General features: G+C 55.7%; 25 protein-coding genes. 8 read left to right on the forward strand and 17 right to left on the reverse strand.

The window, feature by feature from the left end; translation table 11 throughout:
- Positions 1 to 9: 9 nt before the first annotated feature.
- On the forward strand, positions 10 to 903 hold the full coding sequence (locus J2Y91_RS00855) for a TIGR01777 family oxidoreductase (protein WP_133623195.1): 894 nt from the start codon (positions 10 to 12) through the stop codon (positions 901 to 903).
- A 41-nt stretch (positions 904 to 944) separates the two neighbouring features.
- On the opposite strand, the gene hisP is transcribed toward J2Y91_RS00855, so the two are convergent.
- From hisP to tctD, 16 genes are all read right to left on the reverse strand, one after another.
- The gene (gene hisP / locus J2Y91_RS00860) at positions 945 to 1,718 is read right to left on the reverse strand and encodes a histidine ABC transporter ATP-binding protein HisP (RefSeq protein ID WP_048915429.1); all 774 of its coding nucleotides are present in this window, start codon (positions 1,716 to 1,718) and stop codon (positions 945 to 947) included.
- Positions 1,719 to 1,726: 8 nt separating this feature from the next.
- The gene (locus J2Y91_RS00865) at positions 1,727 to 2,443 is read right to left on the reverse strand and encodes an ABC transporter permease (RefSeq protein ID WP_048915428.1); all 717 of its coding nucleotides are present in this window, start codon (positions 2,441 to 2,443) and stop codon (positions 1,727 to 1,729) included.
- Positions 2,440 to 3,126 carry a histidine ABC transporter permease HisQ gene (locus tag J2Y91_RS00870; protein ID WP_048915427.1) on the reverse strand — a complete coding sequence of 229 codons (687 nt, stop codon included), beginning with the start codon at positions 3,124 to 3,126 and terminating at the stop codon, positions 2,440 to 2,442. Before J2Y91_RS00870 ends, J2Y91_RS00865 begins: the two co-directional genes overlap by 4 nt.
- 141 nt (positions 3,127 to 3,267) lie before the next feature.
- On the reverse strand, positions 3,268 to 4,050 hold the full coding sequence (argT, locus tag J2Y91_RS00875) for a lysine/arginine/ornithine ABC transporter substrate-binding protein ArgT (protein ID WP_048915426.1): 783 nt from the start codon (positions 4,048 to 4,050) through the stop codon (positions 3,268 to 3,270).
- Positions 4,051 to 4,334: 284 nt separating this feature from the next.
- On the reverse strand, positions 4,335 to 4,904 hold the full coding sequence (locus tag J2Y91_RS00880; protein ID WP_133623194.1) for a UbiX family flavin prenyltransferase: 570 nt from the start codon (positions 4,902 to 4,904) through the stop codon (positions 4,335 to 4,337).
- 63 nt (positions 4,905 to 4,967) lie between these two features.
- Positions 4,968 to 6,485, reverse strand: a complete 1,518-nt coding sequence (gene purF, locus J2Y91_RS00885; RefSeq protein ID WP_048915424.1) for an amidophosphoribosyltransferase — start codon at positions 6,483 to 6,485, stop codon at positions 4,968 to 4,970.
- Positions 6,486 to 6,521: 36 nt separating this feature from the next.
- Entirely contained in the window at positions 6,522 to 7,007 is a 486-nt protein-coding gene (cvpA, locus tag J2Y91_RS00890; protein ID WP_048915423.1) for a colicin V production protein, read from the reverse strand.
- Positions 7,008 to 7,306: 299 nt separating this feature from the next.
- On the reverse strand, positions 7,307 to 8,044 hold the full coding sequence (dedD, locus tag J2Y91_RS00895; protein WP_133623193.1) for a cell division protein DedD: 738 nt from the start codon (positions 8,042 to 8,044) through the stop codon (positions 7,307 to 7,309).
- Positions 8,034 to 9,296 (reverse strand): bifunctional tetrahydrofolate synthase/dihydrofolate synthase, encoded by a 1,263-nt coding sequence (folC, locus tag J2Y91_RS00900; RefSeq protein WP_133623192.1) that lies wholly within the window; start codon positions 9,294 to 9,296, stop codon positions 8,034 to 8,036. The genes dedD and folC overlap by 11 nt, the downstream gene beginning before the upstream one ends.
- 65 nt (positions 9,297 to 9,361) lie before the next feature.
- Positions 9,362 to 10,270, reverse strand: coding sequence for an acetyl-CoA carboxylase, carboxyltransferase subunit beta (gene accD / locus J2Y91_RS00905; protein ID WP_048915420.1), 909 nt, complete (start codon positions 10,268 to 10,270; stop codon positions 9,362 to 9,364).
- 173 nt (positions 10,271 to 10,443) lie between these two features.
- Positions 10,444 to 11,103 (reverse strand): DedA family protein, encoded by a 660-nt coding sequence (locus J2Y91_RS00910; RefSeq protein ID WP_048915419.1) that lies wholly within the window; start codon positions 11,101 to 11,103, stop codon positions 10,444 to 10,446.
- A 30-nt stretch (positions 11,104 to 11,133) separates the two neighbouring features.
- On the reverse strand, positions 11,134 to 11,949 hold the full coding sequence (truA, locus tag J2Y91_RS00915) for a tRNA pseudouridine(38-40) synthase TruA (RefSeq protein ID WP_099753363.1): 816 nt from the start codon (positions 11,947 to 11,949) through the stop codon (positions 11,134 to 11,136).
- Positions 11,949 to 12,959, reverse strand: coding sequence for an aspartate-semialdehyde dehydrogenase (locus J2Y91_RS00920; RefSeq protein ID WP_133623191.1), 1,011 nt, complete (start codon positions 12,957 to 12,959; stop codon positions 11,949 to 11,951). The genes truA and J2Y91_RS00920 overlap by 1 nt, the downstream gene beginning before the upstream one ends.
- Positions 12,960 to 13,074: 115 nt before the next feature.
- Positions 13,075 to 14,202, reverse strand: coding sequence for a 4-phosphoerythronate dehydrogenase PdxB (pdxB, locus tag J2Y91_RS00925; RefSeq protein ID WP_133623190.1), 1,128 nt, complete (start codon positions 14,200 to 14,202; stop codon positions 13,075 to 13,077).
- Positions 14,203 to 14,266: 64 nt separating this feature from the next.
- A complete protein-coding gene (locus J2Y91_RS00930) occupies positions 14,267 to 15,658 on the reverse strand; it encodes a sensor histidine kinase (RefSeq protein WP_133623189.1) in 1,392 nt (463 codons plus the stop codon).
- The gene (gene tctD / locus J2Y91_RS00935; protein WP_133623188.1) at positions 15,655 to 16,320 is read right to left on the reverse strand and encodes a transcriptional regulator TctD; all 666 of its coding nucleotides are present in this window, start codon (positions 16,318 to 16,320) and stop codon (positions 15,655 to 15,657) included. The genes J2Y91_RS00930 and tctD overlap by 4 nt, the downstream gene beginning before the upstream one ends.
- A 120-nt stretch (positions 16,321 to 16,440) precedes the next feature.
- Between tctD and J2Y91_RS00940 the strand changes: the two genes are divergently transcribed.
- From J2Y91_RS00940 to J2Y91_RS00950, 3 genes are read left to right on the forward strand one after another with little or no spacing between them, the layout of a single operon-like run.
- On the forward strand, positions 16,441 to 17,421 hold the full coding sequence (locus tag J2Y91_RS00940; RefSeq protein ID WP_133623187.1) for a Bug family tripartite tricarboxylate transporter substrate binding protein: 981 nt from the start codon (positions 16,441 to 16,443) through the stop codon (positions 17,419 to 17,421).
- An 11-nt stretch (positions 17,422 to 17,432) separates the two neighbouring features.
- Positions 17,433 to 17,864, forward strand: coding sequence for a tripartite tricarboxylate transporter TctB family protein (locus J2Y91_RS00945; RefSeq protein ID WP_133623186.1), 432 nt, complete (start codon positions 17,433 to 17,435; stop codon positions 17,862 to 17,864).
- Between the two features lie 11 nt (positions 17,865 to 17,875).
- A complete protein-coding gene (locus J2Y91_RS00950) occupies positions 17,876 to 19,384 on the forward strand; it encodes a tripartite tricarboxylate transporter permease (protein ID WP_133623185.1) in 1,509 nt (502 codons plus the stop codon).
- 26 nt (positions 19,385 to 19,410) lie between these two features.
- Here J2Y91_RS00950 and J2Y91_RS00955 read toward each other — a convergent pair whose 3' ends face one another.
- Positions 19,411 to 20,193: an AraC family transcriptional regulator gene (locus J2Y91_RS00955; RefSeq protein WP_133625037.1), complete on the reverse strand. Its 783-nt coding sequence runs from the start codon at positions 20,191 to 20,193 to the stop codon at positions 19,411 to 19,413.
- Positions 20,194 to 20,292: 99 nt separating this feature from the next.
- On the opposite strand from J2Y91_RS00955, the gene J2Y91_RS00960 reads away from it, so the two are divergent.
- From J2Y91_RS00960 to J2Y91_RS00975, 4 genes are all read left to right on the forward strand, one after another.
- Positions 20,293 to 21,174 (forward strand): DMT family transporter, encoded by an 882-nt coding sequence (locus tag J2Y91_RS00960; protein WP_253536827.1) that lies wholly within the window; start codon positions 20,293 to 20,295, stop codon positions 21,172 to 21,174.
- Positions 21,175 to 21,616: 442 nt separating this feature from the next.
- Positions 21,617 to 22,144 (forward strand): fimbrial protein, encoded by a 528-nt coding sequence (locus J2Y91_RS00965; protein ID WP_133623183.1) that lies wholly within the window; start codon positions 21,617 to 21,619, stop codon positions 22,142 to 22,144.
- Between the two features lie 34 nt (positions 22,145 to 22,178).
- A complete protein-coding gene (locus J2Y91_RS00970; protein WP_133623182.1) occupies positions 22,179 to 22,976 on the forward strand; it encodes a fimbrial biogenesis chaperone in 798 nt (265 codons plus the stop codon).
- A gap of 51 nt (positions 22,977 to 23,027) precedes the next feature.
- Entirely contained in the window at positions 23,028 to 25,583 is a 2,556-nt protein-coding gene (locus tag J2Y91_RS00975; protein WP_133623181.1) for a fimbria/pilus outer membrane usher protein, read from the forward strand.
- Positions 25,584 to 25,592 lie beyond the last annotated feature (9 nt).

Here is a 25,592-nt window from a genome sequence, read left to right on the forward strand (position 1 = left end):
GAAAACAACATGCATATATTGATCACTGGCGGCACCGGGCTGATTGGCCGACCGCTGACGGCACGCCTGCTGCAGGCCGGTCACCAGGTTAGCGTGGTGACGCGCGATGTCGCCGCCGCCCGCCACCTGCTGGGCGAACAGGTTAATCTGTGGTCGGGGCTGGACCAGCAGCGCGATCTGAACGGTATTGATGCGGTGATTAACCTGGCCGGGGAGCCGATTGCGGATAAGCGCTGGAATGAGGCACAAAAGCGCCAGCTGTGCGACAGCCGCTGGCTGCTGACCGAACGTCTGGTCGCGCTGATTCAAGCCAGCAGCGAGCCGCCTGCCCTGCTCATTTCCGGTTCCGCCACTGGCTTCTATGGTGATGCCGGCGAAGTGGTGCTGACCGAGGACGATCCGGGCCATAACGAGTTCACCCACCGGCTTTGTGCAGGCTGGGAGCAGCGGGCACTGCGCGCGGAAAGCGAACGCACCCGCGTCTGCCTGCTGCGCACCGGCGTGGTGCTGGCAAAACAGGGCGGTGCGCTGGCAAAAATGAAGCTGCCGTTTAAGCTGGGCATTGGCGGGCCGCTCGGTAACGGTAAGCAGTATATGCCGTGGATCCATCTGGAAGACGCCCTGAACGGCATCATCTGGCTGCTGGAACATCCCCAGCTCAGCGGGCCGTTTAACCTGGTGGCACCTTATGCGGTTCGCAACGAGCAGTTCGCCGCCGCGCTCGGCCATGCCCTGCATCGTCCGGCGTTTATGCGCACGCCCGCCGCCGCCATCAAGCTGATGATGGGCGAATCGGCGGTGCTGGTATTAGGCGGGCAGCATGTTATCCCGCAGCGGCTGGAAGCCTCGGGATTCAGTTATAAATGGTATGAGTTAGATAAAGCGTTAGCGGATGTGGTGTAAACAACTGCGTAGGGGCCAGGCATGCCTGGCCCTACCGAATATTACTTTAACGCGCCAGACAAAAACTGCTGCAGGCGGCCGCTCTTCGGGTTGTTAAACAACTCTTCAGGCGCGCCCTCCTCCTCGATTTTCCCCTGATGCAGGAAAATCACATGGCTGGAAACGTGGCGGGCGAACTCCATCTCGTGAGTCACCACCACCATGGTTTTGCCCTCTTCCGCCAGTTTCTGCATGATGCGCAACACTTCGCCCACCAGTTCAGGATCCAGCGCGGAGGTCGGTTCATCAAACAGCAGCACTTCTGGCTCCATTGCCAGCGCACGCGCGATGGAAACGCGCTGCTGCTGACCGCCGGAGAGATGCACCGGATATTTCGCCCGCGCCCGCTCATCAATCCCCACCTTATCCAGATAGCGAATGGCGCGCTCACGCGCTTCACTCTTGCTCAGGCCCAGCACCTGGATCGGGGCTTCCATCACGTTCTCCAGCACTGTCATATGGCTCCAGAGATTAAAGTGCTGGAATACCATCGTCAGGCGGGTTCGCAGCATGCGCAGCTGCTCTTTGTTGGAAACTTTCAGCTGGCCGTCGGTATCGCGCACCAGGTTAATACTCTCATTGTTGACAGAAATTGTGCCTTCACTCGGCTTTTCAAGGAAGTTGATGCAGCGCAGGAAGGTACTTTTCCCGGAACCGGACGAGCCGATAATGCTGATCACATCGCCCGCGTTCGCCTGCAGAGAGACGCCCTTCAGCACTTCATGCTCACCGTAACGCTTGTGCAGTTCGGTGACGTTTAATTTATTCTCAGCCATAGTGTCACTCAATGTGAAGATGAAGGTTTAACGTGCGCCAGCCAGCGTTTTTCCGCTTTACGGAACAGACTAATCAACACATAGGAAATAATCAGATACAGCACCGCAGCAATACCGAACGCGACAAACGGCTGGTAGGTTGCGGAGTTAATGTCGCGCGCCACCTTGAGCAGGTCCGGCACCGTGGCGGTAAACGCCAGCGCCGTCGAGTGCAGCATCAGAATCACTTCGTTGCTGTAAGCCGGTAGCGCGGTGCGCAGCGCCGCAGGCATGATAATGCAGCGGTACAGCTTGAAGGTGGAGAAACCGTAAGCGCGTGCGGCCTCAATCTCACCGTGCGGCACCGAGCGGATCGCCCCGGCAAAAATCTCGGTGGTATAGGCACAGGTATTCAGCGTCAGCGCCAGCAGCGTACAGTTCAGTCCGCTGCGGAAGAAGGCATTCAGCAGCTCGGTGCCTTTCACAATCTCCAGCGTGTACATGCCGGAATAAAACACCAGCAGCTGCACATACAGCGGGGTACCGCGAAACACATAGGTAAACAGCCACACCGGGAAACGGATCGCTTTAATTGGCGAAACGCGGGCAATGGACAACAGCACGGCCAGACAGCCACCCAGCACCACGGAGATCACCAGCAGCCACAGCGTGATCGCCACGCCGGAAAAGCGATAACCGTCGGTCCACAGCAGGGCTTTCCAGTATTCCTGAATAATTTCGATCATAAGTCAGCCCTTTTCACGCCTACCGTATAACGGCGTTCCAGCCACCACAGCACGCCGTTGGAGAGCGTGGTAAAAATCAGATAGATCACGCCCGCGACCACGGCGAAGTAGAACGGCTGCCAGGTCGATTTCCCGGCCAGCTGCGTGGCCTTCACAACATCTTCCAGCCCCAGCAGCGACACCAGCGCGGTGGCCTTCAGGATAACCTGCCAGTTGTTGCCAATGCCCGGCAGCGCGTAGCGCATCATGCCTGGGAAAAGGATGCGGCGGAAGGTCTGGGATGAGGTAAAACCAAAGGCGGTCGCCGCTTCAATCTGCCCTTTCGGTACGGCCATATAGGCCCCGCGGAAGGTCTCAGTGAAGTAAGCTCCGTAGATAAAGCCGAGGGTGATGATCCCGGCAACCATCGGGTCAATGTCGAACTGCGACAGACCCAGGAAATCGGTAACCTGGTTAAGGATAATTTGCAGACCGTAAAAGATCAGCAGCATCAGAACCAAATCAGGCACGCCACGGATCAGCGTAGTGTAGCCTTCAAATACAGCCACCAGTGGGCGACTGCTGGAAAGTTTGGCCCCGGCGCCAATTAAACCCAGTACAACGGCAACCACCAGAGAGCTGACTGCCAGCTCGAGGGTGACCATAGCACCTTTAAAAATGACTTCAGAGTAGCCATACAGCATAAGCAATATCCTGTCGTTCTACCGTCATAGTTCAAGCCGCAGATGCGTTGTCTGCTGCTCGAGCTATTCAGGTATATATCATCATTTTGCGGGCAGTAGCCCCACCGTGTCAGACGGTGGGGCCTGCAGACAGGTTTTTACTTAACCGCCGTACACATCAAAATCGAAATATTTTTTCGCTAATTTGTCGTAGGTGCCATCTTTACGCATTTCGTCGAATGCTTTATCGATAGCGGCTTTCAGCGCGGGGTCATCTTTACGCATGCCCATACCGGTACCGACGCCGAAGATCTTCTCATCTTTTACCGCCGGGCCGGCAAACGCATATTCCTTACCGGCTGGCTGCTTGAGGAAGCCTTCGCTGGCGGCAACTTCATCCTGGAAAGCGGCATCGATGCGGCCCGCGGTCAGATCCTGATACACCAGGTCCTGGTTCGCGTACGGGGTCACAGTAATGCCTTTAGGACGCCAGTTGTCGTTGGCATAGGTTTCCTGCGTAGTGCCCTGCAGCAGCCCGATGGTTTTACCTTTCAGCGACTCCAGCGTTGGCTGAATTTTCGACCCTTTAGGCGCGATCAGACGTGAGTTTGCCGCGTACAGTTTTTCTGAGAAGGCGATCTCCTGCTGACGCTTTTCGGTAATCGACAGAGAAGAGATGATCGCGTCAATTTTTTTCGCTTTCAGCGAAGGGATCAGCGCATCAAAATCACTTTCCACGAAAGTACATTTGGTTTCCATGCGCTTACAGATTTCGTTGGCCAGATCGATATCAAAGCCTACCAGCTGCCCCTGCGCATTCTTCATTTCGAACGGTGCATAGGTCGGGTCGGTGCCGATACGCAGCGTTTTTGGGCCAGCCGCAAATGCGCTGCCCGCAGCCAGTGTTGCCATCAACAGGGAGAGAACCAGGACCTGCTTTTTCATAAATTACCCTCGAGTTTCAGTATTATTATGTGGTTCGTGATGTGTCTGCGCGGTACGTTGAAAACAGCTTCACCCCTTACTGATAGCAGATTCCGTGCCACATTTTGTGGCAAGGCCCTGTTTATATTACGCAAGGTAAAAGCACCGCGATTACTCAGTTTGCAGGAAAATGTATAGCAGGTTTGTGAGCGGCAGGAAGCAACTATGTTTCATATTGGTGCACAACTTGCACGAAAAGCGATTCAGCACCAACATTTGCACTTAATCAGTGCAGCCCGTTGGCGCTATGCACCTTGCCAGCGCGTAAACAGATCGTTGTCCAACTCGATATCAAACTGGTCGATTACGCGGTTTACCGTCTGGTCAACGATGTCCATCACGCTCTGCGGACGATGATAAAAAGCCGGCACCGGCGGCATAATAATCGCCCCCAGTTCAGCGGCCGTGGTCATCATGCGCAAATGGCCGAGATGCAGCGGGGTCTCGCGCACGCACAGCACCAGACGGCGACGCTCTTTCAGCACCACATCCGCCGCGCGCGTTAGCAGGCCGTCGCTATAGCTGTGAACGATCCCGGAAAGGGTTTTCATTGAGCACGGCAGAATAGCCATGCCGTCGGTTTTGTATGAGCCGGAAGAGATACTGGCGGCGATATCACGCACGTCATGCACCACATCGGCCAGCGCCTGAACCTCGCGCACGGTGTAATCACTCTCCAGCGCCAGCGTCTGACGCGCGGCCTGGCTCATTATCAGATGGGTCTCTACCCCGCTCACCTGCTGCAAAATTTGCAGCGTGCGGATGCCATAAATCACCCCGCTGGCGCCAGAGATACCAATAATGAGTCGCTTCATAAAAATCCTTAAAAAAAATGGGCCGGAATCACTTCCGGCCCATCTTAGCGTATTTACCCGGGCTTAGCCTTCGTTATGCATTTCCAGGTTCTCAACTTCGTTCTGACGCTGCATCGCCTTCGCATCGTCATTACGCAGCGACTGCAGATACTCCAGGTATTGCTGATCGACGTCTTTGGTAACGTAGATACCGTCAAATACCGAGCATTCAAACTGGGCAATATCGGGGTTCTCTTCACGCACCGCTTCGATCAGGTCGCTCAGATCCTGGAAGATCAGCGCATCAGCACCAATCAGCTGGCGGATCTCTTCCACTTCACGTCCGTGAGCAATCAGCTCAGTGGCGCTCGGCATATCGATACCGTAAACGTTCGGGAAGCGAATTTCCGGGGCCGCAGAGGCGAGGTAAACTTTTTTCGCCCCGGCTTCCCGCGCCATCTCGATGATCTGCTCACAGGTGGTGCCGCGCACGATGGAGTCATCCACCAGCAGCACGTTTTTACCGCGGAACTCAGCACGGTTAGCGTTCAGCTTGCGGCGAACCGCACTGCGGCGCAGGTGCTGGCCCGGCATGATAAAGGTACGGCCTACGTAGCGGTTTTTCACAAAACCCTGACGGTAGGGCTTATCGAGAATACGCGCCATCTCCAGCGCGATATCGCAGGAGGTTTCCGGAATGGGGATAACCACATCGATGTCGAGATCTTCCCACTCGCGGGCGATTTTCGCCCCCAGCTTGGTACCCATGCGCACGCGGGCGCTGTACACGGAGATCTTATCAAGGAAAGAGTCCGGGCGCGCAAAGTAGACATACTCGAACAGGCACGGATTGTATTTCGGGTTCTCCGCGCACTGGCGGGTAAACAGCTGACCTTTTTCGGTGACGTACACCGCTTCGCCAGGTGCCACATCGCGCAGGAACTCAAAGCCTAAAGTATCCAGCGCCACGCTTTCGGAAGCGACCATATACTCGGTGCGGCCGTCGGCCATGCCGCGTTTCCCGATAACCAGCGGGCGGATGCCGTTCGGGTCACGGAATGCCACCAGGCCATGACCAATGATCATCGCCACACAGGCATAAGCCCCGCGCACCTTCTGGTGAACGGCAGCAATGGCGGAGAAGATGTTTTCGGCTTCCAGCGGGTAGTGCTGAAAGCGGTCCACTTCCTGCGCAAAGATGTTCAGCAGGATTTCGGAATCCGACGTGGTATTCACATGACGGCGGCCACTTTCGAACAGCGCCTTGCGCAGCTCGTGGGCGTTGGTCAGGTTGCCGTTGTGGGCAAGGGTAATACCGTAAGGGGAGTTCACATAGAAAGGCTGGGCTTCAGAAGCACTGGAACTTCCTGCCGTTGGGTAGCGCACGTGGCCAATACCCATATTGCCCTGCATACGCTGCATGTGGCGGGCTTCAAATACATCGCTGACCAGGCCGTTTGCTTTACGCAGACGGAAGCAATTCAATGCATCAATGGTAACGATGCCGGCGGCATCCTGCCCACGGTGCTGAAGCACCGTTAACGCATCATAAATCGACTGGTTGACCGGCATGAATCCGGCGATCCCGACAATACCGCACATAGTGACATTTCCTCATAAGCCGCAACCCCAGTGCGATTACTGGGGCAAAAAACTCGACGTGCTTTTCAGGTAATCAAAAAACCACCTGATGATGTAACTGAACTGGGGAATAAGCTGAGACTGCTGCCAGTCCGGGCTTTTGGAAAAACCGGTGAAAGTATCAAGGAAGAACAGCATCGCTGAAACAATCAGCACACCACGTAATGCCCCGAAACAGACTCCCAGTACTCTGTCGGTACCCGACAGGCCGGTTTTTTCAACCAGCGACCCGATCACATAGTTGACGATTGCCCCGACAATCAGCGTGGCAATAAACAACACCGCAATGGCGATTCCATTTCGAACCAGTTCGTCTTCAAATCCTGTAAACCAGACGGCAAGGAAGGAGTAGTAATGACTGGCGACAAAAAATGCGCAACCCCAGGTGACGAGAGAAAGAGCTTCCCGAACAAACCCACGGATCAGGCTGACAAGAGCCGAAAAACCAACAACCGCAATAATGACGTAATCTATCCAGACCATGAACTCTTCCAGTGACAATGCCCCTGAATCCAGCCATCCAGCTCGTTCGGGGCGAATTCTAACAGAAAAAGAAAACGTTTGCGTAGGGTTTTCCCACGTCGATTTAAATAATCGCCGACGTGGAAAAAATCTACAGACGGGCCACGATTTCGGCCGTCAGCACGCCGCAACGCAATACCTTGATTTGCCAGTATCATCACGTAGTACGCCCGGAACGACAGTGCTGCCGTTCCGGGCGTGAGACGATAAAAGCTATCGCAATCATAGCCCGTGCCATTGCTGCGCACGGGTTAACAACACTATCTAGCGCTGTAAGGCTTCACCACCCCGCCGAGGCCGGAGATGCTTTGCAGCTGGCTGACTGACGCCTGCATTTTCGCCTTGGAGGCATCCGGGCCGACGTAAATCCGGGTGATCTGCCCCTGCACCGGCGTTGAAGGCACGGTAAAGGCGCGATAGCCCGACAGACGTAGCTGGGCGACAATCTCATTCACCTTAGCGGCATTTTTCAGCGCGCCGAGCTGAACAACATAGGCCTGACCGCCTGGTGCGGCTTCCGCTGCCGGTGCTTCTTCTTTCGGCTGCGTTTTCTCAACTGGCTTCTCGACCGGTTTTTCTACCGCTTTCGGCTTCTCAACCGGCTTCGCTTTCTCAACTGGTTTTTCTACCGGCTTCGGTTTCGCCAGCGGTTTCTCCACCACTTTCGGCGGCTGCTGCTGCACCGGCGGCGGCGTAACGACAGTCGGCTGATTGCGCGACTGCGGCACGGTGGAACCACTGTCCGCCTGTGAGGTATTTTCACTGCTGCCTGGTGCCGTGGCCGCTGCGCCTTGCGGCGGCTGAGCAGGCAACGACTGCGTGACAGGCGGTACGAGATCCGTTTCCTGCTGATCTTCCGGTTTCGGCACCAGCGGGATTGCGGCAAACTCTTCTTTGTAATGTTTTTTCTTACCATCGAGCACGCCGGGCAGCACGATCACACCCAGCGCGACAATGATGATGGTTCCGACTAAACGGTTCTGAAACTTACTGGCCACTGCCGTTCTCCGTTTCCATCGTTTCCATGACCTGCGCTACGGTGTGGAATGAACCACACACCAGCACAATATCCTGTTCTGCTGCCTGCTGCAGCGCCTGCTGATACGCCGCCGTCACCGAACTGAAGGCCTGCGCGCCCTCCAGATACGCCATCAGCTGCTCCGCGCTGGCACCGCGCGGGCCGTCAAGCGGCGCACAGTACCAGGCATCAACCTGGGGACGGAGGCAGGCCAGCGTACCGGCAATATCTTTGTCGTGCAGCATACCGACCACCGCATGGACCTTCCCGACGTGCGCTAATTCTGCCAGTCGGCCAGCCAGATAGGCCGCCGCATGGGGATTATGCGCCACATCGAGGATCACCCGCGGTGACTCTGCCACCGTCTGAAAACGGCCCGGCAAAATGGCCTGATGCAGATGCGTGCGGATCACCGTTTCATCGACCTTCAGCCCGGAGGCACGCAGCGCAGCCAGCGCGGTGGCGGCATTGGGCAACGGCACCTGCGGCAGCGGTAACTGGTCGACGCGGCCCTGAGCATCCTGGAAAGACCAGCCTTGTGCGCTGGCCTGATATGACCAGTCACGATCGCGCTGGCTCAGCAGTGCGCCCTTCTCCGTCGCCACATCTGCAATGGTATGCGGCATATCCGGTTCACCGACAATGGCCGGTTTGCCGCCGCGGAACACGCCCGCTTTTTCGCGACCAATGCTTTCACGGTCCGGCCCCAGCCAGTCGGTATGATCCAGCGCAATACTGGTGATCACGGCGACATCAGCATCCACGATGTTGGTGGCGTCAAGGCGCCCGCCGAGGCCAACTTCGAGGATCGCGACGTCCAGCTGCGCCTGCTTAAACAGCCACAGCGCCGACAGGGTGCCGTATTCAAAATAGGTTAACGAGGTTGCGCCACGCCCGGCTTCAATTGCCGCAAACGAAGCGGTGTGTGCCGACTCGGCCAGTTCTGCCCCCTGAATGCGCACGCGTTCGGTGTAGCGCACCAGGTGCGGGGAGCTGTATACGCCCACGCGAAAGCCTGCGGCCATCAGCACAGTTTCCAGGGTTCGGCAGGTGGTGCCTTTGCCATTCGTTCCGGCAACGGTGAAGACCATGGGGGCAGGTTTGAGCAGGTCGAGTGAGGTGGCAACGCGCTGGACACGATCCAGCCCAAGTTCGATAGCCTGAGAGTGTAAATGCTCAAGATAATAAAGCCACGTGGCAAGAGGCGACGTGGCTTGAGGAAGATTATCCATGTGTCCCGTTCACAAAGTTACGGTTCATTGGTGAAAGGGACCCGTGGTCCCTTTCTCATCATCGATCAGGCCTCGGGGCTCTGTGGAACAGCAGCGGCTTCAGCGATCTCTTCTTCCTGCGGTGCAGGCAGATTCATGAACTTAGCCAGCAAGCAGGCCAGCTTGAAGCGCATCACCGGACGGCGCACGATCATGTCGATCGCACCCTTCTCGATCAGGAACTCACTGCGCTGGAAGCCCGGCGGCAGTTTTTCACGCACGGTCTGCTCAATCACGCGTGGGCCGGCAAAGCCGATCAGCGCTTTTGGTTCAGCAATGTTGAGGTCGCCCAGCATCGCGAAGCTGGCAGAAACCCCGCCCATAGTCGGGTCAGTCAGCACGGAGATATAGGGCAAACCACGCTCCTGCATCTTCGCCAGGGCTGCACTGGTTTTCGCCATCTGCATCAGCGACATCAGCGCTTCCTGCATACGCGCACCGCCTGAGGCCGAGAAGCAGATCATCGGGCAACCATCTTCCAGCGCCTGCTCAACGGCACGCACAAAACGCGCGCCGACCACAGAACCCATTGAGCCGCCCATAAAGGAGAACTCAAACGCGGCAGCCACAACCGGCATCCCGTGCAGGGTGCCTTTCATTACGATCAGCGCGTCTTTTTCGTCGGTCTCTTTCTGAGCAGCGACTAAGCGATCTTTGTATTTTTTTGAATCTTTGAACTTGAGCAGATCTTTGGGTTCCAGCTCGCTGCCCAGTTCAGTCATTGAACCTTCGTCCAGCACGCTGTGCAGACGGTCGCGACCATGCATACGCATGTGGTGGTCGCATTTCGGGCAGACTTCGAGATTGCGCTCCAGCTCGGCACGGTAAAGAACCTGCCCGCAGCTATCACACTTGGTCCAAACCCCTTCAGGAATGCTTGCTTTACGCGATGGGGCAGTTGTGCTCTTGTTGAGAATTCGTTCAATCCAGCTCATTGATGACCTTTCTGTTTGAACCTGGCCTTCTCTTGGGAAGTGCCAGTTTTTCTTTTCTACGTTGCCACGCCGGGCGGCAACGCAAACCATAAATTGTCGCTCATTAAACCATAACCGCCCGTCACTGTGGATAAAAATCTGGTAAGGGGGTGACAGTCTGATGATCTCTCATATTACTGTTTTTGCTGACGTGCCGCACGGCGATGACGCCATACTTCGATAACACCCGGCATAATGGACAGCAGGATAATCGCCACAATCAATAACTTAAGGTTCTCCTGCACCGCAGGCAGGTTTCCGAAGAAGTAACCCGCATAGGTAAACAGCAGCACCCACAGTAGCCCGCCCGCGACGTTGTACAGCGCAAAATGACGATAGGACATTTTGCCCATTCCAGCCACGAATGGCGCGAAAGTACGAACGATCGGCACGAAGCGCGCCAGAATAATCGTTTTACCGCCGTGGCGCTCGTAAAATTCATGGGTTTTATTGAGATAGCTGCGACGGAAGATTTTTGAGTTCGGGTTGCTGAACAGCTTATCGCCAAACAATCTGCCAATGGTGTAGTTAACCGCATCGCCGAGGATCGCCGCCACCACCATCAGCGCCACCATGGTGTGCACGTTCAGGTCATTGCCCGGCAGTGCGGCCAGCGCACCGGCAACAAACAGCAGGGAATCCCCCGGCAGGAACGGTGTTACCACCAGCCCGGTTTCGCAGAACAGGATCAGGAACAGAATGGCGTAAATCCAGATACCATACTGTGCCACCAGTTCCGCAAGGTGGACGTCGATATGCAGAATGAAGTCGACAACAAAACGAATCAATTCCATACAGGCTTCCTTTAATACTCCAGGCCAGGGTTAATCCCCGAGGAACAGTGGTCCCATCGGTGGACGGGGTAATTCAAAGCGTGCGGGATAATCCACGGCGACCAGATAAAGACCCTCGGCACGCGCGGTCGCTGCTGCCAGCGTTCGGTCTTTCGCCGCCAGTAGCTCAGCCATCCAGCCTTCGGGCTGATTCCCGCAGCCAATTTCCATCAGGCTGCCCACGATATTGCGCACCATATGGTGCACAAAGGCGTTAGCTTTAATATCCACCACCACGTAAGCGCCAAAGCGGCTGACGTTGAGGTGCATCACGTAGCGCATCGGCGTGCGCGACTGGCACTGCACGGCGCGGAACGAGGTGAAGTCGTTCTCGCCCAGCAGGCACTGTCCGGCACGCTGCATCTTTTCCACATCCAGCGGATGGTAGAAGTGCGTGACGCCCCCCGACAGGATCGCCGGGCGCAGCCGCTGGTTGTAGATCACATAGCGGTAACGGCGCGCCGTGGCGCTGAAGCGGGCGTGAAAATCGTCCGCCACCGTTTTAACCCAACGCACCGCAATATCCGCCGGTAAATTGGCGTTAGCGCCCAGCGTCCATGCGGCATCTTTACGCTGCGCGCTGGTCTCGAAATGCACCACCTGTCCGGTGCCGTGGACCCCGGCATCGGTGCGCCCGGCGCAGAACACCACCACCGGATGATCGGCCACTTTCGTTAGCGCCTTTTCCAGTTTTTCCTGCACGCTGCGAACTTCGTTCTGTTTTTGCCAGCCGTAATAGCGGCTGCCGTCATATTCAATGCCCAGCGCCAGCTTGGTCAGCGGCTGTGGCACAGTGCTGTCGGACATCAGTACAGATACTCCTGCACCAGTTTTTCAGCGGTTTTGATCGCCATCAGCGCGCCGCCAAAGCGTACGTTATCGGCCACTGACCAGAACTGTAACAGCTCGGCGATACCGTAATCATTGCGCACGCAGCCAATGCTGAGATGCGCGCTGCCGGAGGCATCACCGACCTGAGTCGGGAAGTCATCTTCATCGGTCAGGTTGATATCTTCCGCCTGCTGCAACGCTTCACGCGCCTCTTCGGCCGAGACCGGACGCAGGTTTTCAATATGCACAATCTGCGCGTTACCGTAGAACACCGGCGCCTGCACGGTGCTGACCGCGATAGGTAAACCGTCGTCCTGCAGCACTTTACGCACCTGATCCACCAGGCGGCGCTCCTGCGCGACGCTGCCTTCCGCATCAGCGACCAGCGGCAGCATGTTGAACGCCAGCTGGCGGCCGAAATACCCCTCTTCAGTCGGCAAACCGTTCAGCAGACGCGCACTTTCACCGGCCAGCGAATCCACCGCCGCTTTGCCGTGTGAAGAGGCGGCCAGCAGGTTGGTCACCTGCAAACGCCCGAGACCGGCGTTATCCACCAGCGGTTTGATGGCGCACAGCAGCTGGCTGGTTAATGCATCGGCCACGCTGATAATGTTGCGGTTGCGATAGTCGCCCAGCACCTGGGGATTGACGTCAGGCACCACCAGCGGAACGTCCGGCTCCAGCGCGAACAGGTCGCTGCTGTCGATCACCAGGCAGCCGGCGTTGGCCGCATCTTCCGCGTAACGTGCCGAGGCGTCACGCCCGGCGACAAAGAAGGCCAGCTGCGCCTGTGACCAGTCGAAGTCAGCCGCATCGGTGACCTGGACCGATTTGCCTTCATAGCGCAGTACTTCACCCGCGCTACGCTCGCTTGCCAGCGCGTATAACTCACCAACCGGGAACTGGCGTTCCGCCAGCAATTCCAGTAAAGCTGCCCCTACTGCGCCTGTCGCACCTAAAAGCGCGATATTCCAGCCGTCAGACATGTTGGTTTACTCCAGACAATGACACAAAAGTAGAAGACGATGACTTCATCGCCTTAAGATTCAGAAAAATCCCTTCATGAAATCGAGATTTTAAATGAGATGAATTAATAAAGACTTAATGGCTAAAGGCGTTAAAGCCCAGCCTGTTGAGCAGCGCTGCGGCCTCGGCGTTATCACACTCAACCTGCAGTGAAGACCATTCGCGGCGCTCCTGATAATTCTTACGCAGACGGTCGAATTCACCGGCTATCGCCGCGACGTGGCGCAGCGGTGCATCATCGCGGCGCACATCATACACCAGATGCACCAGACGTTTTAGCGTTGCCTGATCGAGCGGGCCATGTAGCGTGATGCGGCCAAATTCCGGCGCCGGCAGCAGCGTGTCCAGCGCCACCTGCTGCGGCTGGCCGATAAACTGCGTCCAGGCTTCAAATACCTGAGTGGTGCCGCGCGCTTTGCCTTCCAGCGTATACCCGGCAATGTGGGCGGTGGCGATATCCACCTTATCCAGCAGCGGCAGCGACAGTTCCGGCTCCGGCTCCCAGACGTCGAGCACCACGCTCAGGTCGTCGCGCTGCCCCAGCACTTTCAGCAGCGCCGCGTTATCCACTACCGGGCCACGGCAGGCGTTGATCAAAATAGTATGCGGCTTCAGCGCCAGCAGCAGGGCCTCATCGGCCATATGCAGGGTCTGATAGGGCCCCTGCTTGAACAGCGGAGTATGGAAGGTCAGGATATCGGCCTGCTCTACCAGCTCAGAGAGCGCAAGGAAATCACCTTCATCACCGCGATCGGCCCGCGGTGGATCGCACAGCAGCGTACGAATGCCCAGCGCTGCCAGCCGCGCCTGCAAGCGACCACCGACATTGCCCACGCCGACGATACCCACGGTGCGGTCCGCCAGCTGGAAACCATCACGCTCGGCCAGCAGCAGCAGTGCGGAGAAGACATATTCGACCACGGCGATGGCATTACAGCCGGGCGCGGCGGAGAACGCGATGCCCTGCTCGCCCAGGAACTCTTCGTCAATATGGTCGGTGCCCGCCGTGGCGGTGCCAACAAACTTCACCGGCTTGCCCTTCAGTAGTTCAGCATTCACTTTGGTTACCGAACGCACCATCAAACCGTCCGCATCGTCCAGTTCGGCCTGCGGGATGGGGCGACCCGGCACGGCAACCACATCACCGGTGCGGCTAAACAGTTCGCGGGCGTACGGCATATTTTCATCAACGAGGATTTTCACAGTCTGTTTCCAGTCGGCTGGGTGAGGGGCATTATTCTGCCACAAGCACAGCCGGGAGACATCCTCAGCGCACAGACGGCAGCGGGGAAAATTGCACGCTGATTTGCAAACCGCCCAACTGCGCACTTTGCGACAGCTGCGCCTGGCTGCCGTGCCAGCGAGCAATATCTTTTACCAGTGCCAGACCCAACCCGCTACCGGCTACCTGGCTGCTGTGCTCCAGACGGTAAAACGGCTGCAGCGCCTGTTGACGTTCTGACTCTGCAATCCCCGGCCCGCTATCCTCCACCCGCAGGGTACCGCGCCGCACGCTGACCGTAATCGTGCCCCCCTGCGGCGTATATTTGATGGCGTTATCCAGCAGATTGGCACAAAGCTCAGCCAGCAGATGGGTATCCCCGCATATCAGGCATTGATCGTCACCTTCGTATCCGAGATCGAGCTGCTTGCTGCGCGCCTGCGGGTAACGCAGCAGACAGGCTTCGCGCACGATAGCCACCAAATCGACGTTATTTTTCACCTGATCCTGCTGCATCGCCCTGATGCGCGATAACTGCAACAGTCTTTCGGTCAGCACGATCGTGTCATCGAGGGTGTTGCGCATCCCCTGAAGACTTTCGCGCCATAAAGCCGGATTATCGCTGTTAAGCGCCACGCCAACCTGCGTTTTCAGAATGGTCAGTGGGGTACGCAGCTGGTGAGAAGCATCGGCACTGAAGCGCTGCTGGCGTGCCACCATGCCGCGTAACCTTTCAATGTAGCGATTCACCGCGACCATCAGCGGCTGCATTTCCGACCACGGCAGCACGGCAGGCAGCGGAGAGAGATCGCCGGGGTCGCGCAGCAGCATCACCCCGGACAAGCGTCGCAGCGGGCGAAGCACTTTGCGCAGTACCCATCCCGCCAGCAGCAGCGTAATTAATACCAGCGCCCCCTGGCTCAGGATGGCGGTGTACAGCAGGCCACCGGCAAAATCACGGCGCGAGTTGAGGGTTTCCGCCACCAGAATCAGCGCCATCCCTTCAACACTCCCTTCGTTCACCGGTTGCCACAGCGCGGCCACCCGGATGGGTAAGCCGTGGTAATGACCATAGTAAAAGTGCACCAGCGCAGGATAGATACGGGATAGCGGAGTATTCTTCGGCAGCGGTGGCAGGTCGTCATAGCCGGAAAGCGTTTTACCTTCAGGGGAGATCACCTGGTAGTAAAGCTGGTCGTTCATATTGCGCTCGAAACTGTCGAGCACCACCCAGGGAACATCCACCTCCAGATGACCATGCTGCACGCGCAGCCGCTCCGCCACCGTCCGCGCAGAGGCCAGTAGCGAGCGGTCGTAAGCCTGATTTGCCGCCTGCAGGGCGCTGGCGTAATGGGTATAGACCGACAGCCCCCACAGGATGAGCAGCGGCAGCCCGAGCCACAGCAGCAACTGTGCTCGCAGCGAATCCAGCCTCATAGCTGGCATTCAAGGCTGTAGCCCAGTCCGCGTAAAGTTACAATCGCGACATTGCTGCCAGACAGTTTTTTGCGCACCCGGTGAACGTACAGTTCGATACTCTCCAGACTGGCCTCATCCGCGAGGCTGAAGGTTTGTTCGTACAGCTGCTGGCGCGACACCGGACGACCACGCCGCTGCATCAGCGTGGTCAGGACGCTCGACTCACGCGGCGTCAATGCTAAGGGCTTGTGCGCCAGTTCGAAAAAGCCCTCGTTGTGAAACACCAGCTCGCCAAACGACTGCGCCTCCTGCACTTGCCCCTGGCTGCGGCGCAACAGCGCCCGGATACGCGCTTCGAGCTCTTCCAGTTCAAACGGCTTGCTGAGGTAATCATCCGCCCCCTGATTCAGTCCGCGCACCCGATCGGTCAGCTCATTACGGGCCGTCAATAACAGCACCGGCATCGCCTGCCCACGCTTACGCAGGCGACTGAGCACCTCCAGACCGTCGAGCCTCGGCAGAGAAATATCCAGCAGCACCAGCTCATACTGCTCGGTTTGTAACAGATGATCGGCCGCCATTCCATCAGCCAGCCAGTCAACGGCAAAGCCCGCCTGCGTCAGCGCTTTCTGCAACCAGCAGGCTAACTCGACCGTATCTTCGACCAGTAAGAGACGCATATCACACCCTGCTATTTTTTTCGTTAGCTGAAAGGTAAATGAAAGGTTACAGAGTTAACAATCCCATAACCCCATTTTTTGGGAAGGTTCACAAACTCGAAGCAATGATCGGAGTAACTCATGAAAAAAATGATTCGCAGCACCTTAGCCACGGCCATTTTGGCACTGGCATCCCCAGCCTCCTTTGCTGCTGAAGCCCCTTCCCGCACCGAGTGCATAGCGCCGGCCAAACCCGGCGGCGGTTTTGATTTAACCTGCAAGCTGCTGCAGGTCTCCCTACAGGATACCAAACAGATTGATAGCCCAATGCGCGTCACTTATATGCCTGGTGGCGTGGGCGCCGTGGCCTACAACGCCATCGTCGCCCAGCGCCCGGCGGAAGCGGGCACGGTGGTGGCGTTCTCCGGCGGCTCGCTGCTTAACCTTTCACAAGGCAAGTTTGGCCGCTACAGCGTGGACGACGTGAAGTGGCTGGCGGCGGTCGGCACCGATTACGGCATGATCGCGGTGCGCAGCGATTCACCGTATAAAAACCTCAATGAACTGCTGAAAGCGATGAAGGAAGACCCTGACAAAGTGGTGATCGGTGCGGGGGCCTCCATCGGCAGCCAGGACTGGATGAAAACCGCCCTGCTGGCGCGTAAGGCCGGGGTCGACCCGCGCAAAATGCGCTATGTGGCCTTTGAAGGCGGTGGCGAACCGGTGACCGCGCTGCTGGGCAACCATATTCAGGTGGTTTCCGGCGATATGAGTGAAATGGTGCCGCATTTACAGGGGGGCAAACTGCGCGTGCTGGCAGTGCTGGCCGATAAACGCCTGCCGGGTGTACTGGCGGACGTCCCGACGGCCAAAGAGCAAGGGGTGGATGTGGTCTGGCCCGTTATCCGCGGTTTCTACCTTGGGCCGAAAGTGACCGATGCCGAGTATCAGTGGTGGGAAGACGCGTTTAAAAAAATGGTCCAGACCGACGAGTTTAAAAAGCAGCGCGATCTGCGCGGCCTGTTTGAATTCAACCTGTTCGGTAAAGAGCTGGACAGCTACGTGAAGCAGCAGGTCACTGACTACCGCGAACAAGCCAAGTCCTTTGGCCTGGCAAAATAACAGGGGCGACCATGAGCGATCGTATTTTTGCCGTCGTCTGGCTGCTGTTGTGCATCGGCGGACTGTTTATCGCCTGGGGCATTCAGAGCGAGTACAGCTATGAACCGGTCGGGCCCCGGCCCTTCCCGATGATCATTCTTGGCCTGATGGCGGTCTGCGCGCTGTTTCTGCTGTTGCGCAAGCCAGACACTATCCACTGGCCAACGCACGGCACGCTGCTGCGCCTGCTGCTACTGATCGTCTCTCTCGCACTGTACGGCGCGCTGTTTGAAAGCCTCGGTTTTCCGCTGTCGACAACGCTGCTGACCTTCGCTATCGGCATGCTGTTCGGCGCAAGCTGGTGGGCCGCTGCGCTCTCCGGCGTGGTGATGGGCGGAGTGCTGTTTTACGCCTTTGACCGCCTGCTCGAAGTCACACTACCGCTCGGCAGCTGGCTGAGCTAACGGAGAACCTGATGGATACCTGGTCCTTTTTAATGCAGGGCTTTGCCGTCGCCATGACGCCGGAAAACCTGCTGATCGCCTTAATTGGCTGCTTTATCGGTACCATTGTTGGCCTGCTGCCGGGCCTTGGCCCGATCAACGGCGTGGCAATCCTGATGCCGCTGGCCTTTGCACTGCATCTGCCGGCCGAATCCGCACTGATCCTGCTGGCAACGGTGTATATCGGCTGTGAATACGGCGGGCGTATTTCGTCCATTCTGCTGAATGTGCCGGGCGATGCCGGGGCGATAATGACTGCGCTCGACGGTTACCCGATGGCGCAGCAGGGGCGTGCGGGCGTAGCGCTGTCGATTTCGGCGGTCAGCTCATTTATCGGTTCCACTATCGCCATTGTCGGCATCATCCTGTTTGCGCCGATACTCGCCAACTGGTCGCTGGCATTTGGTCCGGCGGAATATTTTGCGCTGATGGTGTTCGCTATTGCCTGCCTTGGCAGCATGATGAGCCAGAACCCGCTCAAATCATTCCTCTCGGCGTTAATCGGCCTGAGCATGGCCACGGTCGGCGTTGATGCCAATACCGGGGTTTACCGGTTTACCTTTGACAGCGTTCACCTCTCCGACGGCATTCAGTTCGTGGTAGTGGTGATTGGTCTGTTCTCGGTAAGCGAAATCCTGCTGATGCTGGAGTCCACCAGCGGCGGCCAGAAAGTGGTGCGCGCCAGCGGACGTATGCTGTTCAATATGAAAGAGGCGGCCCAGTGTACCGGTGCCACACTGCGCTCATCGCTGATTGGCTTCTTTGTTGGCGTATTACCCGGTGCAGGAGCCACCATTGCCAGCGCCATTGCCTACATGACCGAGAAGAAAATCAGCGGTGGCGAAACCTTCGGCAAGGGCGATATTCGCGGCGTGGCCGCGCCGGAAGCGGCGAATAATGCTTCCGCCTGCGGCTCGTTTATCCCAATGCTGACGCTGGGTATTCCCGGCTCCGGCACCACGGCGGTAATGGTGGGCGCGTTGACGCTGTATAACATCACGCCAGGCCCGGAGATGTTTGTTGAACAGCCGGATATTGTCTGGGGGCTGATTGCTGCCCTGCTGATCGGCAACGTGATGCTGCTAATCATGAATATCCCGATGATCAATATCTTCGCCCGTATGCTCACTATTCCGCTGTGGTTCCTGGTGCCGGCGATTGCGGCCATCTCCGCCGTCGGTGTTTATGCGGTTCACAGCACCACCTTTGACCTGTTGTTAATGGTGGGCTTAGGGATCTTCGGCTATATCCTGCGCAAGATGGATTTCCCTATGTCTCCGCTGATCCTCGGTTTTGTACTTGGCGGAATGCTGGAGCAGAATCTGCGCCGCGCGCTGTCAATCAGCAACGGCAACCTGCCTATTCTTTGGGAGAGTCTGATCTGCAAACTGCTATTGGTGCTGGCTGTCAGCGTGCTGGTCGTGCCTCCGCTGTGGAAACGCTGGCGTCGTAAGCGCCTGCAGTCGGCAGAGTCTCATTAAGCCCGGGGCGTGGGACGCCACGCCCGCTAACTTCCGGCACGATGACGATAACGTTCCGGCGTGGTGCCTGACTGCTGCTGGAACATCACAATCAGCGCTGACGCCGAGCTATACCCCAGGTCCAGCGCCACCTCCTTAACACTTTTCCCCTGTTCCAGCAGCGAAATTGCGTGCAAAAAGCGCAACCGCTGCCGCCATTCACTGAATGACATGCCAAGCAGCGTCTGGCAGCGCCGCGACAGGGTGCGCTCCGTGGTGTAAACACGCTGCGCCCACTGTGCCAGCGTGGTGTTATCCGCCGGGTTACGCTCCAGCGCCTGCAATACCGGCGCCAGCGCCTTATCCTGGGTAGAAGGCAGATAACTCTGCTGGCTTTCCGCCTGGCGCAGCTGGTCGAGCAGCACCGCGCATAGCCGACGATCTTCAGCACTTTCCGGCACCAGCAGCTGGCGAGCAGCGCACTCATCGATAATCGCATGTACCACCGGACTGACGCGCAGCAGGCAGGCACGCGGCGGCAACGATGCGCAATCCTCTGCGGCGATATTCAGCGTGCGAAAATGCGCCTGCTTGTGGTTATAGCTGGCATGCTGCTGCAAAGGGGGGATCCAGATCGGCAGATCGGGTGGCGTCAGCAGACGCTCGCCCTCCACCTGCATCTCCAGAACGTTGCACTTAACGAAAATCACCTGGCCCCAGCGGTGCTGGTGCGGCAGATATTCGGTACGCGCATTGGCCTGTTCATAGCGGAAGAACAACCGCAGCGCTTCGGCATCCGCCGGTGCGCTATAGGTTAACTGCTGAATCATCTTGTCCGGTTGCGTCATACTTTTGTCTGATTATGATTATCTGTTTCAAAACCGACAAGATTACACTGCTGCGCTTTCCCTGAACATAAGAGAACCCCGATGAATTTTCTGTTTCCTCTGTTTGCGGTGCTGATCTGGTCGATCAACGCCGTGGTCAGCAAGATGTCTGCCACGGCAATCGATCCCGCCGCCATCTCCTTCTACCGCTGGCTGCTGGCCCTGCTGGTGCTGGCCCCGTTTGCCCTGCCCGGCGTCTGGCGCCATCGTCAGCAGGTGAAACAAAATGGCTGGAAGTTACTGGTGCTCGGATTACTCGGTATGGTGCTGTATCAGAGTCTTGCCTATTATGCCGCTCACAGCGTCAGCGCGCTGTTTATGGGGATCCTCAATGCGCTGATCCCGCTGCTGACGGTACTGTTAAGCCTGCTGCTGCTGCGCCTGGCTCCGACCGTCGGCATTCTGCTCGGCAGCCTGCTCTCCTTTTGCGGGCTGGTGTGGCTGGTCAGCCAGGGTAATCCCGCGCAGCTGCTGTCGCACGGACTGGGCAAAGGTGAGCTGATGATGTTCGCCGCATCAGGTTCTTACGCGCTGTACGGCGTGCTCACTAAACGCTGGGCGCTGCCGCTGCCTAACTGGCAGAGCCTGTGGGTGCAAATCTTCTTTGGCGTGCTCCTCCTGACGCCGGGTTTTCTGCTGGCGCCGGACGTCTCGCTCAATGCGCACAATATTCCGCTGGTGCTGTTTGCGGGCATTTCTGCTTCGATCATTGCTCCGTTTTTGTGGATCCAGGGGGTGGCACGACTCGGAGCCAGCACCACAAGCATCTTTATGAATCTGGTGCCGATTTTTACCGCAATTATTGCCGTACTGTTCCTGCATGAGCAGCTGCACGCCTATCACTATATCGGCGGCGGGATCGCGATTTTAGGCGTTGCCCTCGCCCAGAGATTACGTATCACATTGATATTTAATAATAAATAATGCCACTTTAGATTATGTAGCTGTAGGATTTCTTTCTTGCAGCTGCCCCCACCAATCACTAAGATCATTCTGATATTTAAATAAATACTTCTAAATAAAATCAATTATTTTTAATAAAAACATACCAAATATAATAAAACATAAATATTTATGTTATTTTGGACTATTTGCTATTTACCATTTTCACACAGCGACTAATCTTCTTAGCAATGCAAGCATTAACGAACTGGGGAATCGTTCATTATCGATATATCTAAAAACCTGACATTCTCTCGCATTTTTATTCTCGAGATTCGAGAGTGATTCCACCAAGATTCTATTTATCTTTATTTTATTCAGCTGAGGAAGTTTTCAATAAAACTTCAGGTAAAAAATAAAACATCGCTTGTGTTAATGATATTTAAATTAACAATCGGCACTTTCAAATCAAAAGGAATTAAATATGAAAAAGACATTACTGACCACCGCGCTGATTTCAGTGATAGTACTTCCTATATCATCGGCAATGGCTTATGACGGAACAATCAAGTTTGTTGGCTTAATTTCCAACACCACTTGTAACATCAATATCAACGGGCGCGGCAGCAACACGACGATAAAATTTAATCCTATATCAGAAAACGCCCTTCCACAAAAAGGGGCAGTTGCTAACGAACTGCCTTTCACCCTGGTATTAGATAATTGTAAGAATGCCACTAACTATGTCCGCGCATTGTTTGAAAGCCCGCAAACGGATTACCGCACAGGTAACCTGATAAACAATGGCGATGCAGCCAACGTTCAGATACAACTGCTGGATAAAACTCATCAACCAATCAGGCTGGGCGATGGTTCACAGTCCGATGGTGCCTCGTTCAAAATTATTGATAATACGGCTACCCTGAACTATTTTGCGCGTTATTATGCCACTGGAAAAGTCACTGGCGGTAAAGTCGACACGCTGGTCCATTACTCATTAAACTATTTCTAACTCATCACTCTGTTTAAAGTGCAAGGGGAGAACCTTGCACTTTATCGTGCATCCAAAATATAGAGTATCGATTATGCCAGTCGTAACAAACCTTCCTCACTCACTATTGATATATTGTATCTATATACTGTTAGCCTCGCAAAGCCTGGTGAGCCACGCTAACGTTATCATTAATAGTACACGCGTGATTTACCCACAAAATCAGCATGAAGTGAGTGTTCAGTTAACCAATGACAGCCCCCAGCCTGCGCTGATACAGGCGTGGATTGACAGCGGTGATCCTGATGCAACTTTTAACCAGATCTCCGTGCCCTTTATATTGACGCCTCCCATCGTTCGTATTGAACCACAAAGTGGTCAAACGCTAAGGCTGACCTGGACCGGGGGCAGTTTACCGCAGGACAGAGAATCGGTTTTTTGGCTTAATATCCTCGACATTCCACCCAAAAAAACTGACTCAACGGACAGTAATATCTTGCAGATGGCGATCCGCAGCCGGATTAAAATTTTCTTTCGCCCGCCCTCTCTTGATGAAAAAGGTGCAACAGGGTCATTTCAGTCACTACGCTGGCAGCGCGCATCTGCATCCCCGGCCACCATCCTGACTATTTATAATCCATCAGGTTATTTTATTAATATTGCAAGTATAACTATTGGCCACCATGGCAAGGAGATAACAAGTTTAAACGGGGAGATGATTGCGCCACGCGGCTCAGCAGAATTCAAATTCACGCATCTTCCGGAAAAAATAGATAACACCGCGTTGCGCTACGAAATATTTAATGACTACGGCAGCATTACGACGGTGAAAGCCGATAACAACAAAAAATAGCTCCAAGCCACATCACGCCTGATTTAATTGAGCTAAATATGGAGAGAATAGATGTTCAGGATACTTTTCACTGCCGCTCCTGTCTGGCGTCTCCGGCTTTGCAACTTTTTCTCGCGTAGTCTGTTACTTCTTGGATTGCTGAGTATAGAAACTCAACAAAAACTTTTCGCCGCAACGGATGAGGGAATCGCTATATTTGATGCTCATTTTTTACGTAACACCTCTGATGAAAGTATTGATGTTTCACAGTTTAGTCGCGGTCACGCGTTACAGCCCGGTCGCTATGATGTCAATATTGTGCTGAATGAAAGATCGATTAAACAATTAAAAGTGACGGTTAAAAAAATTTCAAACCACACGGTTATCTGTATAACGCGCCCGCTGCTCAATTTATTACATATAAAAAGCACTTACATTGACGACCAGCAGCTAAAAAAACTCGATACTTCTGCAAACTGTTTAAGTCTGGAACAGCTTATTCCTGCCGCAAGTGCCCATATCGACATTAGCACCTTAAGCATGATAATCGCTATTCCGCAGGCAGCATTACAGCATCAGGCACAAAATGAAGTTGATCCTTCTTTGTGGCAACGAGGAATTAATGCTCTTATTTTAAACTATAACGCTAACTACTATCAGTCAAAGCAGGATGGTAGCGCGTTTAACTCCTTATATAACAGCAATAATATTGGCCTGAATATCCATGGTTTTCATTTCCGCCATCTGGGATCGCTGAACTGGCAAACTGAGAGCAGCACGCACTATCAAAACCTGCGCAATTATGTTGAGCGTGATATCAGTTCAATCCGGTCGCGCATTACTGTGGGAGACGCCGATACCAGCGGCAATCTTTTTGATAGCTTTTCATTCCGCGGCTTAACACTGCGCAGCGTCGACGCCATGCTGCCAGATTCGCGGCGCGGCTATGCTCCCGCCATTAGAGGCGTGGCTCAGACCCATGCCCGCGTTAGCGTGCGGCAGAATAACGTGCTGCTGTATGAAACCACCGTCCCTCCTGGCCCCTTTAGCTTCGACGACCTTTATCCTACCGGCTATGGTGGAGACCTGGTGGTCACCATAAGGGAATCCGATGGCCAGATAAGTCAATTTATGGTGCCTTACGCTTCTATTCCCCAGCTGGTGCGTCAGGGAACAACACTGTTTAGCATTACCGCCGGTACGCTGCGTAATATGAATCTGTCCAACACGGAAACCGTCGCCCAGGCCACGCTGCAACGGGGGGTCAGTAACCTTGTGACCAGCTATGGCGGTATCTTAACCACGCGTAATTATCACGCTTTCCTGCTGGGCGGCGCAGTCGGCACGTCAATGGGGGCGCTGGCGCTGGATGTCAGCCAGGCACAAACGGTCAGCCGCAGTAAGCGCCTTTCAGGTCAAAGCTATCGAATGACCTACAGCAAAGAGTTTAATCAGAGCAGCAGTAGCGTATCTGTCGCCGCCTGGCGCTTCTCATCTTCCGGTTATCTGGGCCTGAATGATGCGATGCACTGGATAGATAACCGGCGGCGTAACGTCCCCTCTTCCTGCGATGATGCAAAGCAGGCGCAGCGTAGCCGTCTCTCCATCAGCCTTTCACAGACTCTGCCTGAAAGCTGGGGGCAAATGTATCTGACTGCAATCAGGCAGAATTACTGGCGCAATAATGGCAATGACAACCAGCTTCAGGCGGGATACAGCAATGCGTTTCGCTCGCTGAGTTGGTCACTCTCGGTAAACCGCTTGAGTTCACGCGATGGGGGAGAGACTCAATTTTCTCTCGGCTTCTCACTGCCGCTGGGCAGCGACATGCAGGATACCAGCATGAACCTGAACGTTAACCACGACGCCCAGGGATTATCCAGCCAGGTTAATCTCAGCAGTTCACTGGGAGCAGAACAGCAGTTTGATTACAACGTTGGAATAAGCCAGGATCGCCAGCAGGGAGCCAGCGCCAATACGGTCGCCAGCTGGCACTCAGCCTGGAGCACCTTGCAAGGCAGCTATGAAGCTGGCAACCATAGCCACTCATGGTCCGGGGGTCTCAGCGGGGCGCTGGTAGCACTGCCTGATGGCGTGATTTTCAGTCCCTGGTACAGCGAAACCATGGCGCTGGTCGATGCGCCTTACGCTAAGGGCGCCACGGTGGAAGGTCACTCTGGCCTGAAGCTCAATGATCAGGGACGTGCACTCGTTCCCTATATGATTGCCTACCACCTCAATGAGATCGTCCTCGACCCACAAGGGTTACCGCCAGATGTGGAGCTAAAGAGCACCCGTCAGCAGAGCGCACCATATGCAGGTGCGCTGGTTAAAGTTAAGTTTGCCACCACGCGCGGTCGGGCTGTGTTAATCCATTCTACCCACTCCGATGGTCAGAGCCTGCCGTTTGGTGCCAGCGTGAGTGATGAACGGGGGAATAACCTCGGATTGGTTGCTCAGGGCGATATGATCTATGTCCGTCTACCAGAGGGACGTTCTCGTCTGGTGGTCAAATCCGGCGAAACAACCGTCTGCACGCTGACCGTTACTCTTCCCCCGCACCAGCAGCTGGAAAACGGCTTTGAACGGTTTAACACACCCTGCCTGCCTGCTAACGCCCGATCGTAACGAGATGAG

This window comes from Erwinia aphidicola (assembly GCF_024169515.1).
Lineage (GTDB): Bacteria > Pseudomonadota > Gammaproteobacteria > Enterobacterales > Enterobacteriaceae > Erwinia > Erwinia aphidicola.

Excerpts from the sequence above, each read along its gene's own strand:
- J2Y91_RS00855 (WP_133623195.1), top strand. The coding sequence starts at position 10 with ATGCATATATTGATCACTGGCGGCACCGGGCTGATTGGCCGACCGCTG.
- hisP (WP_048915429.1), bottom strand. The coding sequence starts at position 1,718 with ATGGCTGAGAATAAATTAAACGTCACCGAACTGCACAAGCGTTACGGT.
- J2Y91_RS00865 (WP_048915428.1), bottom strand. The coding sequence starts at position 2,443 with ATGATCGAAATTATTCAGGAATACTGGAAAGCCCTGCTGTGGACCGAC.
- J2Y91_RS00870 (WP_048915427.1), bottom strand. The coding sequence starts at position 3,126 with ATGCTGTATGGCTACTCTGAAGTCATTTTTAAAGGTGCTATGGTCACC.
- argT (WP_048915426.1), bottom strand. The coding sequence starts at position 4,050 with ATGAAAAAGCAGGTCCTGGTTCTCTCCCTGTTGATGGCAACACTGGCT.
- J2Y91_RS00880 (WP_133623194.1), bottom strand. The coding sequence starts at position 4,904 with ATGAAGCGACTCATTATTGGTATCTCTGGCGCCAGCGGGGTGATTTAT.
- purF (WP_048915424.1), bottom strand. The coding sequence starts at position 6,485 with ATGTGCGGTATTGTCGGGATCGCCGGATTCATGCCGGTCAACCAGTCG.
- cvpA (WP_048915423.1), bottom strand. The coding sequence starts at position 7,007 with ATGGTCTGGATAGATTACGTCATTATTGCGGTTGTTGGTTTTTCGGCT.
- folC (WP_133623192.1), bottom strand. The coding sequence starts at position 9,296 with ATGGATAATCTTCCTCAAGCCACGTCGCCTCTTGCCACGTGGCTTTAT.
- accD (WP_048915420.1), bottom strand. The coding sequence starts at position 10,270 with ATGAGCTGGATTGAACGAATTCTCAACAAGAGCACAACTGCCCCATCG.
- J2Y91_RS00910 (WP_048915419.1), bottom strand. The coding sequence starts at position 11,103 with ATGGAATTGATTCGTTTTGTTGTCGACTTCATTCTGCATATCGACGTC.
- truA (WP_099753363.1), bottom strand. The coding sequence starts at position 11,949 with ATGTCCGACAGCACTGTGCCACAGCCGCTGACCAAGCTGGCGCTGGGC.
- J2Y91_RS00920 (WP_133623191.1), bottom strand. The coding sequence starts at position 12,959 with ATGTCTGACGGCTGGAATATCGCGCTTTTAGGTGCGACAGGCGCAGTA.
- J2Y91_RS00930 (WP_133623189.1), bottom strand. The coding sequence starts at position 15,658 with ATGAGGCTGGATTCGCTGCGAGCACAGTTGCTGCTGTGGCTCGGGCTG.
- tctD (WP_133623188.1), bottom strand. The coding sequence starts at position 16,320 with ATGCGTCTCTTACTGGTCGAAGATACGGTCGAGTTAGCCTGCTGGTTG.
- J2Y91_RS00940 (WP_133623187.1), top strand. The coding sequence starts at position 16,441 with ATGAAAAAAATGATTCGCAGCACCTTAGCCACGGCCATTTTGGCACTG.
- J2Y91_RS00945 (WP_133623186.1), top strand. The coding sequence starts at position 17,433 with ATGAGCGATCGTATTTTTGCCGTCGTCTGGCTGCTGTTGTGCATCGGC.
- J2Y91_RS00950 (WP_133623185.1), top strand. The coding sequence starts at position 17,876 with ATGGATACCTGGTCCTTTTTAATGCAGGGCTTTGCCGTCGCCATGACG.
- J2Y91_RS00955 (WP_133625037.1), bottom strand. The coding sequence starts at position 20,193 with ATGATTCAGCAGTTAACCTATAGCGCACCGGCGGATGCCGAAGCGCTG.
- J2Y91_RS00960 (WP_253536827.1), top strand. The coding sequence starts at position 20,293 with ATGAATTTTCTGTTTCCTCTGTTTGCGGTGCTGATCTGGTCGATCAAC.
- J2Y91_RS00965 (WP_133623183.1), top strand. The coding sequence starts at position 21,617 with ATGAAAAAGACATTACTGACCACCGCGCTGATTTCAGTGATAGTACTT.
- J2Y91_RS00975 (WP_133623181.1), top strand. The coding sequence starts at position 23,028 with ATGTTCAGGATACTTTTCACTGCCGCTCCTGTCTGGCGTCTCCGGCTT.